This is a genomic window from Gracilimonas amylolytica, assembly GCF_002911695.1.
Lineage (GTDB): Bacteria > Bacteroidota > Rhodothermia > Balneolales > Balneolaceae > Gracilimonas > Gracilimonas amylolytica.
The window spans coordinates 1-17,766 of the sequence record NZ_PQBS01000039.1; the positions used below are offsets into that span (position 1 = coordinate 1).

The 17,766-nt window shown below is 40.7% G+C and carries 15 protein-coding genes; 13 read left to right on the forward strand and 2 right to left on the reverse strand.

The features are described 5' to 3' along the window. Positions 1-11 precede the first annotated feature (11 nt). Entirely contained in the window at positions 12-1,241 is a 1,230-nt protein-coding gene (locus C3B73_RS12120) for an IS256 family transposase (protein ID WP_103664478.1), read from the reverse strand. A 159-nt stretch (positions 1,242-1,400) separates the two neighbouring features. After that, complete coding sequence (locus C3B73_RS12125) at positions 1,401-1,670, reverse strand: hypothetical protein (protein WP_103665882.1); 270 nt, start codon at positions 1,668-1,670, stop codon at positions 1,401-1,403. Between the two features lie 287 nt (positions 1,671-1,957). Here C3B73_RS12125 and hsdR point away from each other — a divergent pair, with 287 nt between their 5' ends. The 13 genes from hsdR to C3B73_RS12195 all read left to right on the forward strand — a co-directional run. Next, complete coding sequence (gene hsdR, locus C3B73_RS12130; RefSeq protein ID WP_103665883.1) at positions 1,958-4,321, forward strand: EcoAI/FtnUII family type I restriction enzme subunit R; 2,364 nt, start codon at positions 1,958-1,960, stop codon at positions 4,319-4,321. Positions 4,322-4,345: 24 nt separating this feature from the next. Further along, positions 4,346-5,428, forward strand: a complete 1,083-nt coding sequence (locus tag C3B73_RS12135; protein WP_103665884.1) for a hypothetical protein — start codon at positions 4,346-4,348, stop codon at positions 5,426-5,428. Positions 5,429-5,615: 187 nt separating this feature from the next. Continuing rightward, complete coding sequence (locus C3B73_RS12145; RefSeq protein ID WP_103665886.1) at positions 5,616-7,046, forward strand: type I restriction-modification system subunit M; 1,431 nt, start codon at positions 5,616-5,618, stop codon at positions 7,044-7,046. Beyond that, positions 7,043-8,734, forward strand: a complete 1,692-nt coding sequence (locus C3B73_RS12150) for a restriction endonuclease subunit S (protein ID WP_103665887.1) — start codon at positions 7,043-7,045, stop codon at positions 8,732-8,734. Before C3B73_RS12145 ends, C3B73_RS12150 begins: the two co-directional genes overlap by 4 nt. Next, complete coding sequence (locus C3B73_RS12155) at positions 8,685-9,476, forward strand: hypothetical protein (protein ID WP_157939499.1); 792 nt, start codon at positions 8,685-8,687, stop codon at positions 9,474-9,476. The genes C3B73_RS12150 and C3B73_RS12155 overlap by 50 nt, the downstream gene beginning before the upstream one ends. A gap of 99 nt (positions 9,477-9,575) precedes the next feature. After that, complete coding sequence (locus C3B73_RS12160; RefSeq protein ID WP_157939500.1) at positions 9,576-10,559, forward strand: hypothetical protein; 984 nt, start codon at positions 9,576-9,578, stop codon at positions 10,557-10,559. Positions 10,560-10,654: 95 nt separating this feature from the next. Next, complete coding sequence (locus C3B73_RS12165; protein WP_103665890.1) at positions 10,655-11,011, forward strand: type II toxin-antitoxin system MqsR family toxin; 357 nt, start codon at positions 10,655-10,657, stop codon at positions 11,009-11,011. 10 nt (positions 11,012-11,021) lie between these two features. Next, positions 11,022-12,005 (forward strand): type II TA system antitoxin MqsA family protein, encoded by a 984-nt coding sequence (locus C3B73_RS12170; RefSeq protein ID WP_103665891.1) that lies wholly within the window; start codon positions 11,022-11,024, stop codon positions 12,003-12,005. 18 nt (positions 12,006-12,023) lie between these two features. Then, positions 12,024-12,377 carry a hypothetical protein gene (locus C3B73_RS12175; RefSeq protein WP_103665892.1) on the forward strand — a complete coding sequence of 118 codons (354 nt, stop codon included), beginning with the start codon at positions 12,024-12,026 and terminating at the stop codon, positions 12,375-12,377. A 201-nt stretch (positions 12,378-12,578) separates the two neighbouring features. Further along, positions 12,579-13,625: a hypothetical protein gene (locus C3B73_RS12180; RefSeq protein ID WP_103665893.1), complete on the forward strand. Its 1,047-nt coding sequence runs from the start codon at positions 12,579-12,581 to the stop codon at positions 13,623-13,625. 10 nt (positions 13,626-13,635) lie between these two features. Beyond that, the gene (locus tag C3B73_RS12185; RefSeq protein WP_103665894.1) at positions 13,636-14,391 is read left to right on the forward strand and encodes a hypothetical protein; all 756 of its coding nucleotides are present in this window, start codon (positions 13,636-13,638) and stop codon (positions 14,389-14,391) included. A 69-nt stretch (positions 14,392-14,460) separates the two neighbouring features. Beyond that, complete coding sequence (locus tag C3B73_RS12190) at positions 14,461-16,602, forward strand: hypothetical protein (RefSeq protein ID WP_103665895.1); 2,142 nt, start codon at positions 14,461-14,463, stop codon at positions 16,600-16,602. A gap of 127 nt (positions 16,603-16,729) precedes the next feature. Beyond that, a partial coding sequence (locus tag C3B73_RS12195; RefSeq protein WP_198597355.1) for a BACON domain-containing protein occupies positions 16,730-17,766 on the forward strand: 1,037 nt, incomplete at its 3' end.

Here is a 17,766-nt window from a genome sequence, read left to right on the forward strand (position 1 = left end):
GGGAGTGTTCATTAAAGTGTGTCAGGGGTTAAAAATCTATCTTCAAAGTAATCTACTAAATCCCGACGAACCGAGGACCATCCAAACATAGCTCCACTCCATTTGGTTTGGGCGTTTATCGTGGCCAGGTAGATTTGTTTAACAATAGCATTCTCGCAGCTGAATGCTCCTTTGGTCTTGGTTACTTTACGAACCATTCGGTGATAACTTTCAATTGGGTTATTGGTATAAATAACCCTGCGTAGTGCCGGTGGATACTTATAAAAATTAGTCAGCCGATCCCAGTTATTATGCCAGCTGCGAAAGATGACCTTGTATTTTGCTCCCCAGGTTTGTTCGGCCTGCTCCAGATACTGCTTTGCCGCTGATTCATTCAGGGCTGTATACACTTTCCTCAAATCCCGGCTTACCGCCTTATAGTCTTTGTAGTTGACATACTTGAGACTGTTACGCATTTGATGCACCAGGCATAACTGCACATCGGTGTGCGGGAACAGGTCCTCAATAGCTTCGGCGAAGCCAGACAAGTTGTCGATGCAGGCCACAAAGATGTCTTCCACACCCCGGGTTTGTAATTCGTGGAGTACGCTGCGCCAGAAACTAGCCGATTCAATATCTCCAAAGTAAATCCCCAGCACCTGCTTGACCCCTTCGGTGTTTACTGCCAGTACTGAGTACACGGCTTTGGATATGACTTTTCCGTGCTCGCGTACTTTAAAATGCATCGCATCCAGCCACATGACCGGATAGACCGAATCCAAGGGCCGGGACTGCCAGTCCAGGATCTCCGGCAGAATCCGGTCGGTGATCGCACTGAGCGTGCCTGTACTTACCTCTACGCCGTACATATCGCTCAGATGAGCCTGAATATCCCGGTAACTCATGCCCCGGCTGTAGAGCGAGAGAATCTTGGTATCCACATCACTGGTAAGCCGCCGCTGACGCTTGGGGAGTGTTTGTGGGGAAAAACTGCCATCGCGGTCACGGGGAGTAAAAATCTCAAATCCTCCCAACGAGCTTTGCACATTCTTGCTTCCACGGCCATTACGGCGATTGGAGCTCGTGCCCTTCTCCTGTTCCAGATGAGCATCCATCTCACCTTCCAGACTCGCTTCTATCACGCGTTTGAGCAGGGGCGTGAATACCCCGTTCTGACCCGTTAAGGGCTTTCCCTGGGTTAATTGCTCCGATAACTGTTTTACCAAAGCATCCAGGTGTTTGTTGTTTTTTGTAGGTTCCATGTGTCTAAGTTAGTTATGACACACTTAATTGAACAGTCTCCATTACTAAGATGGGGGCTATAACAGTCTAAAACCTTCAATTTGTAATACAAACCGGGTTATCAACATTTGTTGGTTTCAACATTCCAACAAATCAACAAATTAACATTTCAACAAGACTTACTTTTTCCCCTTCTCCTTAGCCTTCTTTTTATTGCCGAATAACACATCGTATATATACATACTCGTACTTATCGGAGGCTCAGTAACCTTAGCATCGGACTCATAAATCTTACCAGCAAAGGTATCCGGGATCGGGAAATAGTAATACTCTTCGCGTTCAAAGTCGTATTCGATAAACCGAATCTCGAAAGACTGCCTTTCTCCATCGGTTATGTATTGACGCTCTTTGAACTTTGGTTGGGGTAAATGAGGGAATTTGTGTGACATTTTTCACTTTTATGATTTTACTAACCGTTCCGGTATAAATTCGTATGACAATAATAAACAATTACTTATAATATTAAAAGTATAACAATTTACATCACTAACACACTCTTTGATCTGCATTACTCAACAAATGTTGGAATTAACATTACAACAAATCAACATTTAAACATAGAATGCGATCAAGAACTACTTGATCTAAGTACTGGCATGCTGTTATTCATCATATTCGGATTTTATAAATCCCCCATTTCTTCTATTTTCTCTAAAGCATTGAAAAATAGAATTAAATGGCTAATAAACGGGATCTTACAGAAGCGGATATTCGCTCGAAGTATATCACCCCTGCTTTAACAGCTGCCGGCTGGGACCTTCATAAACAAATTCGGGAAGAGCAGTACTTTACGGATGGTCGTATTCGGGTGCGCGGCTCTGTGGCGAAGCGGGATACCGGTAAGAAGGCAGATTATATCCTTTACTACAAAAGAGGCATACCCCTGGCAGTCATTGAGGCTAAGGATAATAAGCATGCCGTGGGTGCCGGGCTACAGCAAGGTCTCGACTATGGAGAGATCCTCGATATTCCTTTTGTGTACAGCTCCAATGGTGATGGCTTTGTAGAGCATGATCGCACCAAGAGCGAAGGTGAGATCATCCGTGAGATTGCTTTAGAGGACTTCCCCTCCCCCGCTGAACTTTGGAATCGCTATGCGGAGGCCAAAGGCTTCGATACGGAGCAAGAGGAATTGGTTAAACAACCGTATCACTACGAGCAAGGTGGTCGTACCCTTCGCTATTATCAGGAGATTGCCGTTAACCGTACCATTGAAGCCATTGCCAAGGGGTTAGACCGCATTCTGCTCGTCATGGCAACCGGTACAGGGAAGACCCTCACCGCCTTTCAAATCATCTGGCGCATATGGAAGAGCGGGGAGAATAAACGCATTTTGTATTTGGCAGATCGGAACATCCTGGTGGACGATCCCAAGAGAAAATACTTTGGCGACTTGGACGATGTGGTACACAAGATCCAGCGGGGGAAAGTCAGTAAAGCCCATCAGATCTATTTTGCCCTGTATCAGGCCGTGACCGGAAATGAAGGGTATGAAGATATCTTCAGGGAATACTCGCGGGACTTCTTCGACCTGATTATCATTGATGAGTGCCACCGGGGAAGTGCAGCGGCTGACTCTGCCTGGCGGGAGATCCTTGAGTATTTTAACAGTGCCACGCATATTGGTTTGACTGCAACCCCCAAAGAAACGAATACGGTATCTAATATTGACTACTTCGGGGAGCCGATCTATACCTACTCTCTTAAGCAAGGCATCGATGATGGATTCCTTGCCCCTTATAAAGTAGCTCGATTTACGATCGATAAAGATGCCGAGGGATGGCGACCGGTGGACGGGTTTACTGACAAGCATGGTAACCTTATCCCTGATCGAGAGTACAACCAAAAGGATTATGACCGCAACCTGATCCTAGAGCAGCGGACCAAGCTGGTGGCTCGTAAGGTCACGGAGTTTTTAAAAGAGACGGATCGGTATGCCAAGACCATCGTGTTTTGCACCGATATTGATCACGCGGAGCGCATGCGGCAGGAACTCATGAATCTGAATGCAGACCTGGTAGCCAAAGACTCGCGTTATGTGATGCGCATTACGGGTGATGAAAAAGCCGGTAAGATGCAGCTCGATAATTTCATGGACGAAGAGCAATCGTACCCGGTGATCGCTACCACCTCTAAACTGCTTACCACCGGTGTGGATATTCCTACCTGTAAGTTTATTGTTCTGGATGCCAACATAGGCTCTATGACGGAGTTCAAGCAGATCATTGGACGAGGCACGCGTATCAGTGAGGATTACGGGAAGATGTTCTTTACCATTATGGATTTCAGGAATGTGACCCGCCACTTTGCCGATCCTGACTTTGATGGGGAACCGGTTCAGGCTACTAATTTTGGGCCTGATGATTCACCCGTGCCCGGCGATGAAAATAATGTAGATGATACTGAACAAGTTAATGATGAGGGTGAGCCCTGGGATGATATTGAAGATCAGGGTGGGGAAATTGAGGAAGGTGAGGTGAAACGCTTTTATGTGGACAATGTGGAAGTGAAGCTGCTGAACCAACGGATTCAATACTATGATGATGATGGCAAGTTGGTCACTGAGTCGTTAAAGGATTATTCCCGCAAGAAGATCAATGAAAAGTATAGCTCACTGGATGAGTTTCTGCGGAAGTGGAAAGACTCCGAAAAGAAACAAGCTATTGTGGAAGAGTTGGAAGAAGCCGGGGTAGTGTTTGAGGAGCTGAAGAAAGACGTGGATAAAGACCTTGATCCCTTTGACCTGATCTGCCATGTAGCGTTTGAACAACCTCCTCTTACCCGACAGGAACGAGCCAATAACGTAAAGAAAAGAAACTATTTCGGAAAATATTCGGGAACTGCCAAAGAGGTACTGGAAGGATTACTCGAAAAATATGAAGATGAAGGCCTCGAAAACCTGGAGAACATGAATATCCTAAAGCTTGATCCCTTCAACAACATGGGTACCCCTATGGAAATAATCGAAGAGTTTGGCGGGAAAGATGAGTACCTGAAAGCTATTCATGAGATAGAAGATGAGCTGTATAAGACAGCGTAAGCTTATAAAATCAGGAACAATACAATGAAAGAAAATATGATTAAATACTTTTGGATTGGCTTAATTCTAATACTATTGGCTTATCCAAGTACAATGCTGAAAGCTCAAAGTGATAATGCAAAGGAAGTTCTTGTAACTAATTCATTTGTCATGGCCCAGATAAAGGGAGTTAGCGAGTTTACCGACTCAAATAAAAATTTATCAATCACCATCAGACCCCTTAATACAAAAGATTTTGACAATACATTAGCTTATAGTGGTAACCTGATATACTACTCGAGTAATGTATATAGTATCGTAAAGAACGATGACGGTGAAAATCAGTTGAGATTGAGACTCATTGATGAAGGTTTGACAAGCAGTGAAAGAGGAATAGTTGTTGAAACTATTACAGAAAAAAAAGCAGCAGAATTAAATCACTATGCATACACTAATCCAAATATTTGGTTTGGTGATGCAATTGTCAATCAATCAAATCCCTTTGCTTTTAGTGACAGGTATTTATCAGTTGTAGAATTAACCATTGAGAATAATTCAACTGATTTTAAAGCGGTATGTGAAGATGATTTTTTCATCACGGCAAATAATACCCTTTATGAAAATATCTCAACTGCAGAGTTACTAAGTAGTCATCCGCCAAGTTCAGGCAGGTATGAGTTACTACACAAGTTGTTGTTGAAAGGATGTAAATCAATTCCAGGCAACACGACAATAAAAACTCACTTAGTATTCCCTAATTTTTATTCTACCAGTAGAGTTAAAACCCATTATCATACCGATGATACACACATAGCGAAAGATCTCACTATAGAAAGAAAAGAAATTAATAATGACTATCTGTTCTCTCAATTAAGTGTTGTTTTCGTTACCGATAGCAACTATCGAGCTACAGAGGAATCTGGTAGAGGAAGGTATCATTTTTTAAGAGTAAATAACTCGGTCACACACGTTGGATATAATAACTTCTATATACATAATGACATTGATTTGGCTTCAGTAGAGTTGTTTACCGTTATTTATAAAGACGGTGAAGTTACTGATATCTACAGGGTGCCAATTACTGCAGGCCACATGAAACAAGGTGTGATTGAAATTTATGAAAAATGACTCCAAACTTTGCGCACATATACGAAAAGCATGAGCAAAAGAGCCTCACACAACTTAAACGTAAGAGGACTTACATCAAGAAAAAGCTAAGGGACCTGGACCCTAATGAGTTAATTAGGGATAAAAAGACCATGTATGAGGTCACCCTCGATATCGTAAACGAATTAATAGAAAAAAAGAGTAGTAAATGAGTATATCCAACACAATTAAATCCATTCAAGACGTAATGCGTAAGGATGCCGGGGTTGACGGCGATGCGCAGCGGATCTCGCAACTTGGGTGGATGCTATTCCTCAAGGTTTTTGACGATTACGAGACTGAGCAGGAGCTCATGACCGATGACTACGAATCTCCCATCCCCGAAAAGTACCGGTATCGAAACTGGGCGCTGGATGAGGAAGGTATCACTGGCGATGCCCTGTTGGAGTTCATCGACGGGTTGTTTAAGGAGCTCAAGGAAATGGAGCTGGATGAACGGAGTCCCCGGCTGGCTTTTGTGGTGCAGTCGATCTTTGAGGATTCCTACAACTACATGAAATCCGGTACGCTGCTTCGGCAGGTGGTGAATAAGCTGAATGAGATCAACTTCAACAAGAAGGATGATCGCCATCAGTTCAACGATATTTATGAGAAGATCCTGAAAGACCTGCAAAGTGCGGGCAATGCCGGGGAATATTACACCCCGCGGGCGGTCACCAAGTTTATGACGCAAATGGTGAATCCGCAGATCGGGGAAACGGTATTTGATCCTGCATGTGGAACGGGCGGATTCCTGGTGGATGCCATCGAGCACATGAAAGAGCAGTCGTCTTCGGTGGAGGATCTGAAAGCCTTTCAGGAGAATATCCGGGGCGTTGAGAAAAAGCCTATGCCGCATATGCTCTGCACCACCAATCTGATCCTGCACGGCATTGATGTGCCCAACGTGCGGCGGGATAACACCCTGAACAAACCGTACAACGAGTATAAAGCCAAAGACCGCGTGGATGTGGTACTGACCAATCCCCCCTTTGGCGGACAGGAAGAGGACGGCATCGAGAAGAATTTTCCGGCGCAGTTTCAGACGCGGGAAACGGCCGACCTGTTTTTGGTGCTCATCATGCGCTTGCTGAAAGAAGGCGGTCGGTGCGCCCTGGTACTTCCCGATGGATTTCTGTTTGGGGAAGGCGTAAAAACCCGCATCAAAGAGCGGCTGCTGAAGGAGAATAACCTACATACCATTGTCCGACTGCCCAAAGGCGTATTTGCGCCCTATACCAGCATCAACACCAACCTGTTGTTTTTTGAGAAAGGCGGCTCCACTGATGAGGTGTGGTATTTTGAGCATACCTATCCCGAAGGCTACAAGAGTTACTCCAAGACCAAGCCCATCCGCATTGAGGAATTTGATGTGGAAAAGGAATGGTGGGACGACCGCACCGAAACCGATCAGGCCTGGAAGGTGACGGCCGCGGAGATCGAGAAGCGGAACTACAACCTGGATATCAAAAATCCGAACTCCGAAGAAAATCAGACCTATGATGTGGAAGCTTTGCTGGCCAAGCGAAACAGTCTGAATGAGGAGATTGAAAAGCTGAGCAGTTCTTTGTTGGATGAACTCAAGGAGACCTTAGCGTGAACTTAGCTGACCTGCTGGACGAATTTAACATTGTTATAGACACCGCCGAAGGACTCACCGAACTCCGCTCCCTCATCCTGGGACTTGCCGTTCGCGGAAAACTGGTTTCTCAAGACCCCAATGATGAACCGGCTTCAGAATTGCTGAAAAAGATTGAAGCGGAGAAAAAGCGGCTTTATAAAGAAGATGAAATTAGGAAGCCCAAGAAATTAAAGAACGTTTCAGATGAAGAAGCACCTTTTGAGATTCCTAAGAACTGGATTTGGACAAGATTAGGTAAAACCGCGAATGATGTTCATTATGGATACACTGAAAGTGCTGATTTTGAAATTTCTGAACCTAAGTTTCTTCGAATAACTGATATTCAGGATGGCAAGGTTGATTGGAAAAATACACCAGGATGTACGATTGAGGAAGATGAGATTCCAAAATATCAGCTTCATAATGGTGACTTACTAATCGCTCGTACAGGAGGTACAGTTGGAAAGTCTTTTTTGATCAATGATGTAGAGTATTCAGCTGTGTTTGCCTCTTATTTGATTAGATTCATTCCAACTTTCACTGATACATCAGAATACATTTATAAGTACTTATACACAAAACTGTACTGGGATCAACTTTACGAAAGCACTTCTGGAACTGGTCAGCCAAATGTTAATGCTACAAAGTTAAGTAATCTTTTATTTCCACTCCCGCCACTTGCCGAACAACACCGCATCGTTCAAAAAATCGAATCCCTGTTTGCGGAAGTAGATGTGCTGGAAGAAAAGCTGAACCGACAAACCAAACTGGATGAGAAGTTGCAACAGGCCGTCAATGCCGAAGTGCAGCAAGCCCCGGATGCCGGATCATCCAAATCCGCCTGGAACTTCATCACCTCCAACTTCGACACCCTCTACCACACCCCGGAGGCCATCGACAACCTCAAAAAGAACATCCTGAACGAGGCCGTACGCGGAAGGCTTGTTCCACAAAATCCCAATGACGAACCCGCTTCCGAACTCCTAAAAAAGATCAAAGCCGAAAAACAGCGGCTTTATGATGAGGGGGAAATTCGTAAGCCTAAGGATCTGCCACCGGTCAAAGAAGATGAGATTCCTTTTGAGATACCGGAGAGTTGGGAGTGGTGTAGGTTGGGTGATTCAATTCTTGATATATATGGTGGAAGTACCCCATCTAAAAGTAATCCTCAGTACTGGAATGGTGAATATTATTGGGCAAGTGTCAAAGACTTGAATGACGACCAAATCTATATAGACAAAACAATTGATACTATTACCGAATTAGCAATTAGTAAAAATAAAACGAAGCTTGTTCCTGCGGATAACGTTATTGTATGCACAAGAATGGGGTTGGGGAAAATCAACCTTAACACAGTTGATGTAAGCATAAATCAAGATTTAAAAGCTTTAATTCTTCCAAAGTCAGTATCGCATTTGTTCTTTTTCTACGTATATAAAACAATGGAAATAATTGGTTCTGGTATGACTGTAAGCGGTATACGTCAAGATGAACTCCTGAAAATTCCTTTTCAATTTCCACCACTTGAAGAACAACACCGCATTGTCCAACGCATCGAAGAGCTCTTTGATATCTGCGACCGGTTCAAAGCTCAACTGGAGCAACGCCAAGGGGTGAATGAGCGGTTGGTTAAGGGGTTGGTGGGTGAGGTTTTGGAGGGGAATTGAGGTGGCAGGTAGTTCGATAATTCCGGCAGGTGTAGCGATTGCCGTAGGCAAAAGATTTGCTAAGCCATTTTTAAAAGAATACCATTTGGCTAAAGCAGAAAAGCTATTCGGTGCATTTATACAGGCATTTCACGACTTCAGTAAAATGAAAACTCCTCAAAACGAAGAGCAGGCTTATACTACCTTAGAGAGACTGATGAAAGACAAAGGAAAGCAAAAACTCATTATGTCTGCTTTTCGCCGTGCTAACCAAGCAATATCAGAAGATCTTGGACCAGTGATTCAAATGATGCTATTAGCCGAAATCATTGCTGAGGACCGAGAAATTAATATTGATGATGAGTTAATCTTTGGGGCCTGTGATATTCTCAATGACAAATACATAGTAAGGTTCTGTGAGTTTGTAGAAGAGGTTTTAAAAGGCGATAGATATAGTTTAAAAAAACATGAAGTGAAGCAATATGTTACTGTGGAAGAGGGATATGAAATAAAAGATACTAATAATCCTGTGGTACAAAATTTTAATATTGCTGATAAATTGGGTATCTGGGCATTAAAAGCAGAGCAAGCAGGAATCATCGATAAAGAAATAATTAAAGAGAAAGAACAGATACTCAATGAAAATAGGGATCGAGTTGAAGGTTTTGGAATATACTACTGCGTTCATATTGCAATCGATCCTGAAAGGTTTTGCGGTTTTGTAGAAAAAGCTGAAAAATTTATTAATTACATGGAATCTTGAATAGTAATAAGTCTCACATTACTCAATTGTAGCAAAGCCAAAACCTAACGAAAATATTGGTTAAGGCTTTGTTACAAGAGGTTTAGGTGAGCAGTTGATATGGGAAATATATCTACATGTAATAAATGCGGAGGAACGATCATTTTCCGAAAAATGGATGGGAGAGCTGTTCCAATTCATCTTACGGGGCAGTGTTCAACAAAAAACGGAAGTTCTTCTACTTCTTTTCAAAACAGAGTCAAAAGACAACAAAAGAAGCTCAAGCAAAGAATAAAGTTAGTAGAAAGCTTTACTATACCCAACGCATCCTGTCCTGAATGTGGAGCGAGTGTATTCTACTACGAAAATGAACACGGGTCAAAAGTATTCTTTGATGCATTAGGTCCACCCTGGCCGAAACATCCTTGTACAGATAATGGGTCAACTCAGGAATCAAAAACTGGTTCAATAAGATCTTCCAAAAGTAAGGATGTATGGAAGAGATTCTACACAACTTCTCTTCGATCGGAAACGAAAAACGATGTAATTCGAATCCATTGGGTTGGATTCTTTGAAAGAAAAGATAACATCTGGAGCAAAGACTTTGCCTTCATGACAGAATCTCCCGTTGATTCAGATGTCATTGATTTGAAAACGGTATTTATAGCGGAAACGAAGGGAGGAAAGATCGTGCTATCGATGATGAAAAAAGAAGACAGTTTCGAACACATTTGTCTGAGTACAAAAAAGCAAATCAAAGTAAACTTAGGTTCGAAAAGATTAGTCACTCAGAAACCTGAGATTCCAGACCCCAATAAGAAGTACAGTAGTCCGACAAAGAAAAGTAAGGGCCGAAAAGTATCACGAAGCAATAAAAAGCATATTAAGGAACATAAGGAGACAAAATTTTCAAAAGAAATTAAACACTCGCTAAAGCCTGTGGAAGATATCTACTATTGTCCTTTTTGTACTTCTTCATTTATTCAAGAATCGAAGCTTGAATCTCATTTGAGAGAACATTGGTCAAATGATGATTTGGGAATATTTGATGGAGTCTCCTTCAAGAAGTGGAAGGGTTTAATATTAAGTGATGATAAATCGTAATGTGTATACTAAATTACTTCCAACGTTATTACAAATTATAATAGAACTTTATAGTTGCATTAATGATAATTATAACCATATATTGCATTTCATAGTTGAATAATTCAACAAAACAACAGGTTGAAGCGTTTTTAAAGCGATTAAAAACAAAAGCAACTGTTTTCCAAATCATATACTTAGACAAACGACCTAAAAACGCAGAAACATTGGGTAAATTAGACATCACTCCCAATGAACGAGATCAAATAATCCAAAATTTAGCTGTTCAGGATTATTATAAAGGACCAAGGCCCGAAGCATTTCATGGTGGAGACTCGGAAATGTGGGAATTCGGTAAACATGTTAATGGAGAAGAAGTTTATATCAAGGTAACGTTGGGGCAATCAAGTAAACCGGTGATCTGTATTTCATTTCATATTGCCGAACGCCCTATCAGTTATCCATTCAAATAGGAGGCATATCATGGAAAGTCCATTTACAGGCGGAAAAGTCATTCGCCAGGTTAGAGAAGAAGAGTTAGAATTCAGAGGCGATACATTTAAGATTCCTTATACCAACTACAAGTGTGTAGATACCGAAGAGGAATTTACAACCAATGAGATCGATACACTTAATCTGGCCCTGCTTCATAATGCCTATCGGGAAAAGCATAACATTCCATTCCCTAACGATATCTTAGAAATCCGTGAAAAATATGGAGCATCACAAAGAAAGATGTCGGAAATACTTGGGTTTGGCCCCAATTCTTATGGAAATTATGAAAATGGAGATGTACCGCAGCTTAACAATGCCAAGCTAATTTCAATAGCTTCTAAACCAAATGGCTTCATTGAGTTGGTTAATGAATGTGATTCCCTTAAAGAGTCGTACAAAGAAAAATACATTAAAAAGGCCGAAAGCCTGAGAAGTGTAAGCTCAGGTATGACTCAATTTCTGTTTAAAGTACAAGAACCTTGCAGTTTAAACGGATACATGAAGCCATCGATAGAGAAATTTTCAGACATGGTTTCTTACTTATCGGAAGACACCGAAATATATAAAGTGAAGCTGAATAAACTTCTTTTTTACTCTGATAACCTGCATTTTAAAAATCATGGGCAATCGATCAGTGGTACTGCATATCAAGCTATTCAAATGGGACCTGTACCACATAAATATGGAACCTTGTTTGAGTTTGGAGAAGAATTAGGGCGATTTACAATTGAACGGGTTCAGTTTGAGAACTACGAGACTGAAGGAGAGAAATTCACTTCTATCAACAATTCCTACGATAGCTTAACCAAAAAAGAATTGGAGACCCTAGCATTTACTAAAGATCATTTGGCCAACTTTTCCACTAGAGACTTAATTCGTATTTCACATGAAGAAAAAGGCTGGATTGAGAATGAAAAGGATAAGGGGCTTATTGATTATCGGTTTGCAGTATCTTTAAAGTATCCCGATTAAATAATTTAAGTCTACACCATGAAGACATTTAATAAGATCGTAGTTGGGTTTACGGGTATTTTTGTCCTACTAATTGCCATTCAAGGTGTTTCTGATTTTATAAATTCTATACAGAGTGAGGTAGTAAGTATTGTTTTCCTAAGTTTGTTTTCATTCTCTATGCCCTTCCTGCCACTATCGTTTTCATCAGTAGAATTAAAGAATATTAGCTATGTATATGGCCTTGGTTTCTTATCAATAATTCTAGCTCTTCTTGTTTGGTATTTCGGTGATCGTAATGGGGATATTATTTGGTTGATATGGCTATTTGCAGTAGTCTTAGGGGCTGGGCATATGAAGGATTTAAAACAAAGAAGCAGAAAGATCAAATAATTAGTTGCTCATTCAGAAGTAAGAATTTTCCACTTTTGACCGGACGAATTTTAGAGAAACTAACATACAGCAAAAGCTAAAACACCACGTAGCCGTACTTATCATTTGAATAAGGCCGAAGAATATTTCTTGATATTTAAGGGTTAAACTATTTAATTCTGTTATATTTTACAGGGTAATTACTTGGCTTAAGGGTATTTTATGGGGATAAAGGATACTATTTTTAAATCTATTAATGGGGATGAACGATCTATCAAGCTGCTATGTGATGAATGTCATAGAATAGCTGTAGCATATCTTAGAACCAAAAGGTCCAGACATGACCTGCTGCTTAAATACTTATTCACAGATGTCAATGACCTGGCATTGGATTGTGTAGCAGATTTATTTTATCGGACAGATGGGCAATTAGAACAGTTTACTAACTATTTTAATGAAGACACCATAAGTGATCAGGCTGAAGAGGAAGTTCTAATAGACCTCAGGCGTTTGGTATTTAGTAAGGTCAATGAGGGATTATTTCGAAATTTTCAAAGATTTGATCCATCACTCTCAAGGATCATAAGAAATTTAAAGCGGACCCTGGAAGAGGAAAAAGTACATGGTGCACGGTATGATTCTAAAAAAAGTAGTATCAATTTCGGGTTAAATAAAGAAAGCTTGCCTGTGATACCGAATGAGATACTTGAGATCCGGCTTTCTGCGCGGGTATCAAATATTCAAAATACGGTAGATGCCGTAGAAGAATTGAGGTCAATTTTAAGTAAAGAGGAAAGATATGCCTCAAAATATAACCTGGTTGGATTTGCCGTTATTTTGAGAAAGGTATTCGCTTATCAGCTGGAAATGGAAGACGAGCAAGAGCTTAAGAATACCTATAATGAAATGGAGTTGAATCGATTTTTAATGGCGAGCATTTCACTGCTTAAAACCCAACTTTTCAAGACCTATGTAGTATCTAAAAAATTGTCAGCTTCTACCTTTGATAAGTATTTGCAGACCACCCGATCCATTCTTGAATCAGAATATGTAAAAGAGTCGGTTCATGAGGGGTATTTTGAACATTTTGAAAGTTTTTTTCCAGAAGTTACCTATGATGAGTACAGATCAAACCATCGAAAAACCCTGGAATATTGGGTCAAAAAAGTGAGAGACAAAATGTTATATGAGGTAAAAAAAGAAGAAAATTTTAGCAGATACGACGACAGGAAAGGATTAATATACAGTAATGTAAACGTATCACGCTAAATAACTCTAAGTGAAAAGAATTCAGGAAAAAGATATTGAGCAGTTTGTCCGCTTTCCTCATAGGTTAAATGCAGATGAAATAAATGAGATCAGAGAGGCCATAGATGACTCTGATGAAACACGAGAGATCTATGAATTCTACTGTGACTTTTATAAAGAATACGATAGAGTATCAGAAAAAAGAGTATACACTATTCAATTAAGTACATACAAAACAACGAGGATCCATGGGCCCGTTATTTTAGCAGCCAAATCCATAGCAGATGATCATGAAAAATTAAAGACCCTGGCTACATTAGTTTCAGAGGAGCATAAGGTCGTGGTGAGGGTGCTTGAAAATAGTACCGATGCGTCAATACAGATCCATGTTCTCAACAATAAATCAGAGTCTATTGGGCATACGGTTCTTTCCTTACCTGAGTATGACCTGGATATCGTAACGGATAAGCATGGAAAGGTAAAGGGTATCAAAAACCTTTCAGGTGTAGAGTGGAAAAGAATAAAGCCAATACTTCGATTACCGGTCAAAATGAAAGTCTTTAACGCCAAAGATACTTCCGATTCTAATTTTGAAATTGAAGGTATTGAGGTGGATGTAGCAATTGGTAATGAATATGTAGAATTAAACAGCGAATTATTTTTAGCTGATATCAGCAAGCTCTTGTTGGTTACTGCAAATGAAACCGAATTGGTAAGAACAGGGCAGGAAGCAGTCAGAGTAAAATTGGAAAAACCGGAAGATCTGACCGTTTATTTTTATCGGTGAATAGATATTGGGAATTTAAAAAATACCTTCTTGAGTAGCGGGGTAGCGTGAAATGTAATAAGGGCTACAATGGATCCTTTAAAAATTGAAGGACTTTATGAGAAAGCAAAGATCGATCTGAGTGTTTCCGACTCAGAACGTATTCAGCTGGATATCATTTATAGCTTCATTCAAAAGCTAGAAGGTCATTTTGAAAAATTTGACAGCTATCTCATCCAGCTTTTTGAGGAATTACCTGAATTAAATCATTCCCTGCTTTTCACAGGAATCGATCCTGAATATTTAGATCAGGTCATAAAAAGTATTGAATTAGTTGTTGCCGGAATCCCGGAGTTACGGAATGATGCTAAGGTCAGAAAGAAACTAGAGCACATAAGGGATGGCCGAAAGCAAATAAATTCATGGTTAGGTCTTAGTTCGGATGATGGAAATGGATCTCGACTGGTTCTCAGATCAGATCCCAAAACCGAAATTAATGCGGTGCGAAAAGATGTATCAGAGGTCTATATTCCGGTTCTGGAAAGATCCGGAAATACAGGAAGCTTTGGTCGTTTAAGAAAGATTCAGGTAGAAGTAATTGGGGAATCAAGGAGTCGGGAATACGAGTTACGGCCTACCTTTGGAGTTATAGGGGCACGATCTGCAAACTTGGTTAAGGAAGCGGCCACAGCGGCAGGAAATTTTCTTAAAGAATCTATTAGCAGTCCCCACTATTGGACCGGGACAGCAAACTTTGAATTGGGCCATGCCTGGCATGCCGGCCGGTCTGCAAATGCCGCTCTGGCTGCTTCGTTCTATTGTGAAATGTTAAGGGCAGAGAATAAGAGAGAATACTTTGGATTGAATCCGGGCATAGCTATTACAGGTGATGTGGATGAATTCGGTACTGTCCTGGAAGTAGATGAGAAAAGCCTCAATAAGAAAATAGAGGCGGCTTTCTATTCGTGGATTCAGATCCTGGTGGTACCGATTGGTCAGCTTGAAGAGGCTTCTGTACAGGTAGAAAAACTTCAGGCTAAATATCCTGAACGTAAACTGATCATAAAAGGCATTGGACACATAAAAGATCTGTTTTATGATCGCAGGCTTACATTTCATCATAAAACCTCTTTGCCCAGGCATGCAGCTCAGGAGATCTGGAAAAGGAAGAGTTCAGCCGCATTTATTACCATAATGATCGTCTTGCTGTTGGTGATCTCGGGGTTATTGTATGGGCCGATTGATAAGAATCCGAGTTTGGTAGAGTTGGAAGGTCACTTCATGGTACTGAAAAATGAACAAGGCGCCGTTATTGACAAAATTGATGTCGGAGAAGAGTTTGTGAGGTATCATGAAGAAAAGGGAAGTTATAGTTATCTATATCAGCTTTTAGATATTGATGAAGATGGGGTTAATGAGGTGATATGGGCAGAACGATCCCGTTCTACGAATCGTGAAAAACTGGTAGTGAAGGCTTGGTCGGTCAATCAGGATAAAGCTATATGGGAAAAAGAGCTTTCCTCGGAATTTTCATTTAAGGAACAGCCGGAAATTCTGGATGGGACTATGGTGCCATTGGAGATGGTTTCCATAAATGTGAATGGTGAAAACAGGATTTACCTGCATGCAAGTGCGACCCTGTTTTTCCCTAATATGATCTATACCCTGAATGCTGCCACGGGCGAGATGTTGGATGAGTACCTGCATACAGGCCGGATCCTGGATATGGCTGCAGTGGATTTAGATGAAGATGGCACAGAGGAGTTGGTCTATACGGGAGTAAACAATGCCTTTTGGAGTGCTTTTATCGGGGTTTTGGATGCGAATAAAACCGGAGGTCAGTCACCGCACACAGAGGCTTATAAAGCAGATAATTTCGATCCTGCGGAGGAAAGATACTATGCGTTGATCCCGAAAACTGTTGTAGGAGAATTCTATTCAAAAGTTGAAAAGTACACCTATGCCCGAAGGCTGCTTATTGATCAGGAAAAACAACTGATCTCGGTTCAGGTCTCTGAAACAAGGCGGTCGATCCGGGATGATTTTGTCAGTGCCTATATCATACCCACCTTCAATTACGATATGAAACTTGTGGGGGTCGGGACTAGTGACTTATATGACATTATAGCTAAAGAATTGTTTGAAGAAGGACATATTCCCTTCATTCCTGACAATGAGTATTTTGAGGAGTTTTCGGATTCGTTGGTTTATCAAGGTAGGGATAGTATTTGATGTAATCCAAATTGGTTAAAGAATTTGCGATATCTGTTGGGAAATTAGAATACTAATAATAGGCATTTATCTGTACATCAAATCAAGATTTGGAAAATGTTGGTTTTTTTTCTGCAAACTAAAAAATTTGGAAGGAGAACAAGTAAAAGAAAAAAATGTAGTAAATGACAGCAACATGAAATACTTACTAGTAACTTTAACTTTTCTCACAGTTTCTATTCCATCTTTTGCTCAAGAAAAAGTAGTAAGAGAAAATCAAAAAATAATTAGGACAGACTCTTCAAGAATCGATGGAAACAAAGAAATAATAACGACTTCATCTAAGTATAATTCATCTTCTAGTGCTGCCAGAAATTATATTTTCAATGAAAATTTTGAGGGTTTTACCAGTGAAAATTGGTATATCGGAGAAGTGTCCACAGACTCAGATGTTCAGTGGGGAGCAGTTAGAGAAGGGGTAGATTCTGAAACAAATGCCGATTTTATTGATGCCGCCTATAGTGGAGGGTCGAATTATATGTATGTGGCTGGAAATGGATTCACAAGAGATCCTTTCAGCACTGACCCAATATATGATAATTATATGGATACATATTTTTCATATAAATATTGGATTAATGGAAGTTTTCTTTCGGGTAAAAAAGTTGATTTATATTATTTAGTAAATGTTCCTGGTATCGCAAATAATGATGAAATGAGTGTTTGGTTAGTATATGAAGGAGGAGAAAGACAAGCTATTGATTTTTGGAATTCCGTAACTAGTGGTTGGCTGAGTGCAACCTATTCTTTAGATGAATATATTGATGAAAGAAGGTTTTATATAGAATTTGTTTTTGAAAGCAATTGGACAAATCGAGATATTGGGGTTTTTATTGATAATGTTCAGCTTTACTACGAAGAAGATGCTTCAATCACGGCCTCACCGACGAGTTTAAGTTTTAGTTCAGCCTCAGGTAGTGATGATTTTGCGATAACTTCGAATGTGAGTTCCTGGACGGTGAGTGAAAGTTTAGCGTGGGTTACGGTAAGCGGAGCTGACGGCAGTGGAAATGATTCTCAGGTGCTGGTGAGTGTGGACCAGAATACCAGTACAAATTCCCGCAATGGTACCATTACAATAAGCGGAGGAGGAACCAGTGAGACAGTGAGTGTGAGCCAGGCTGG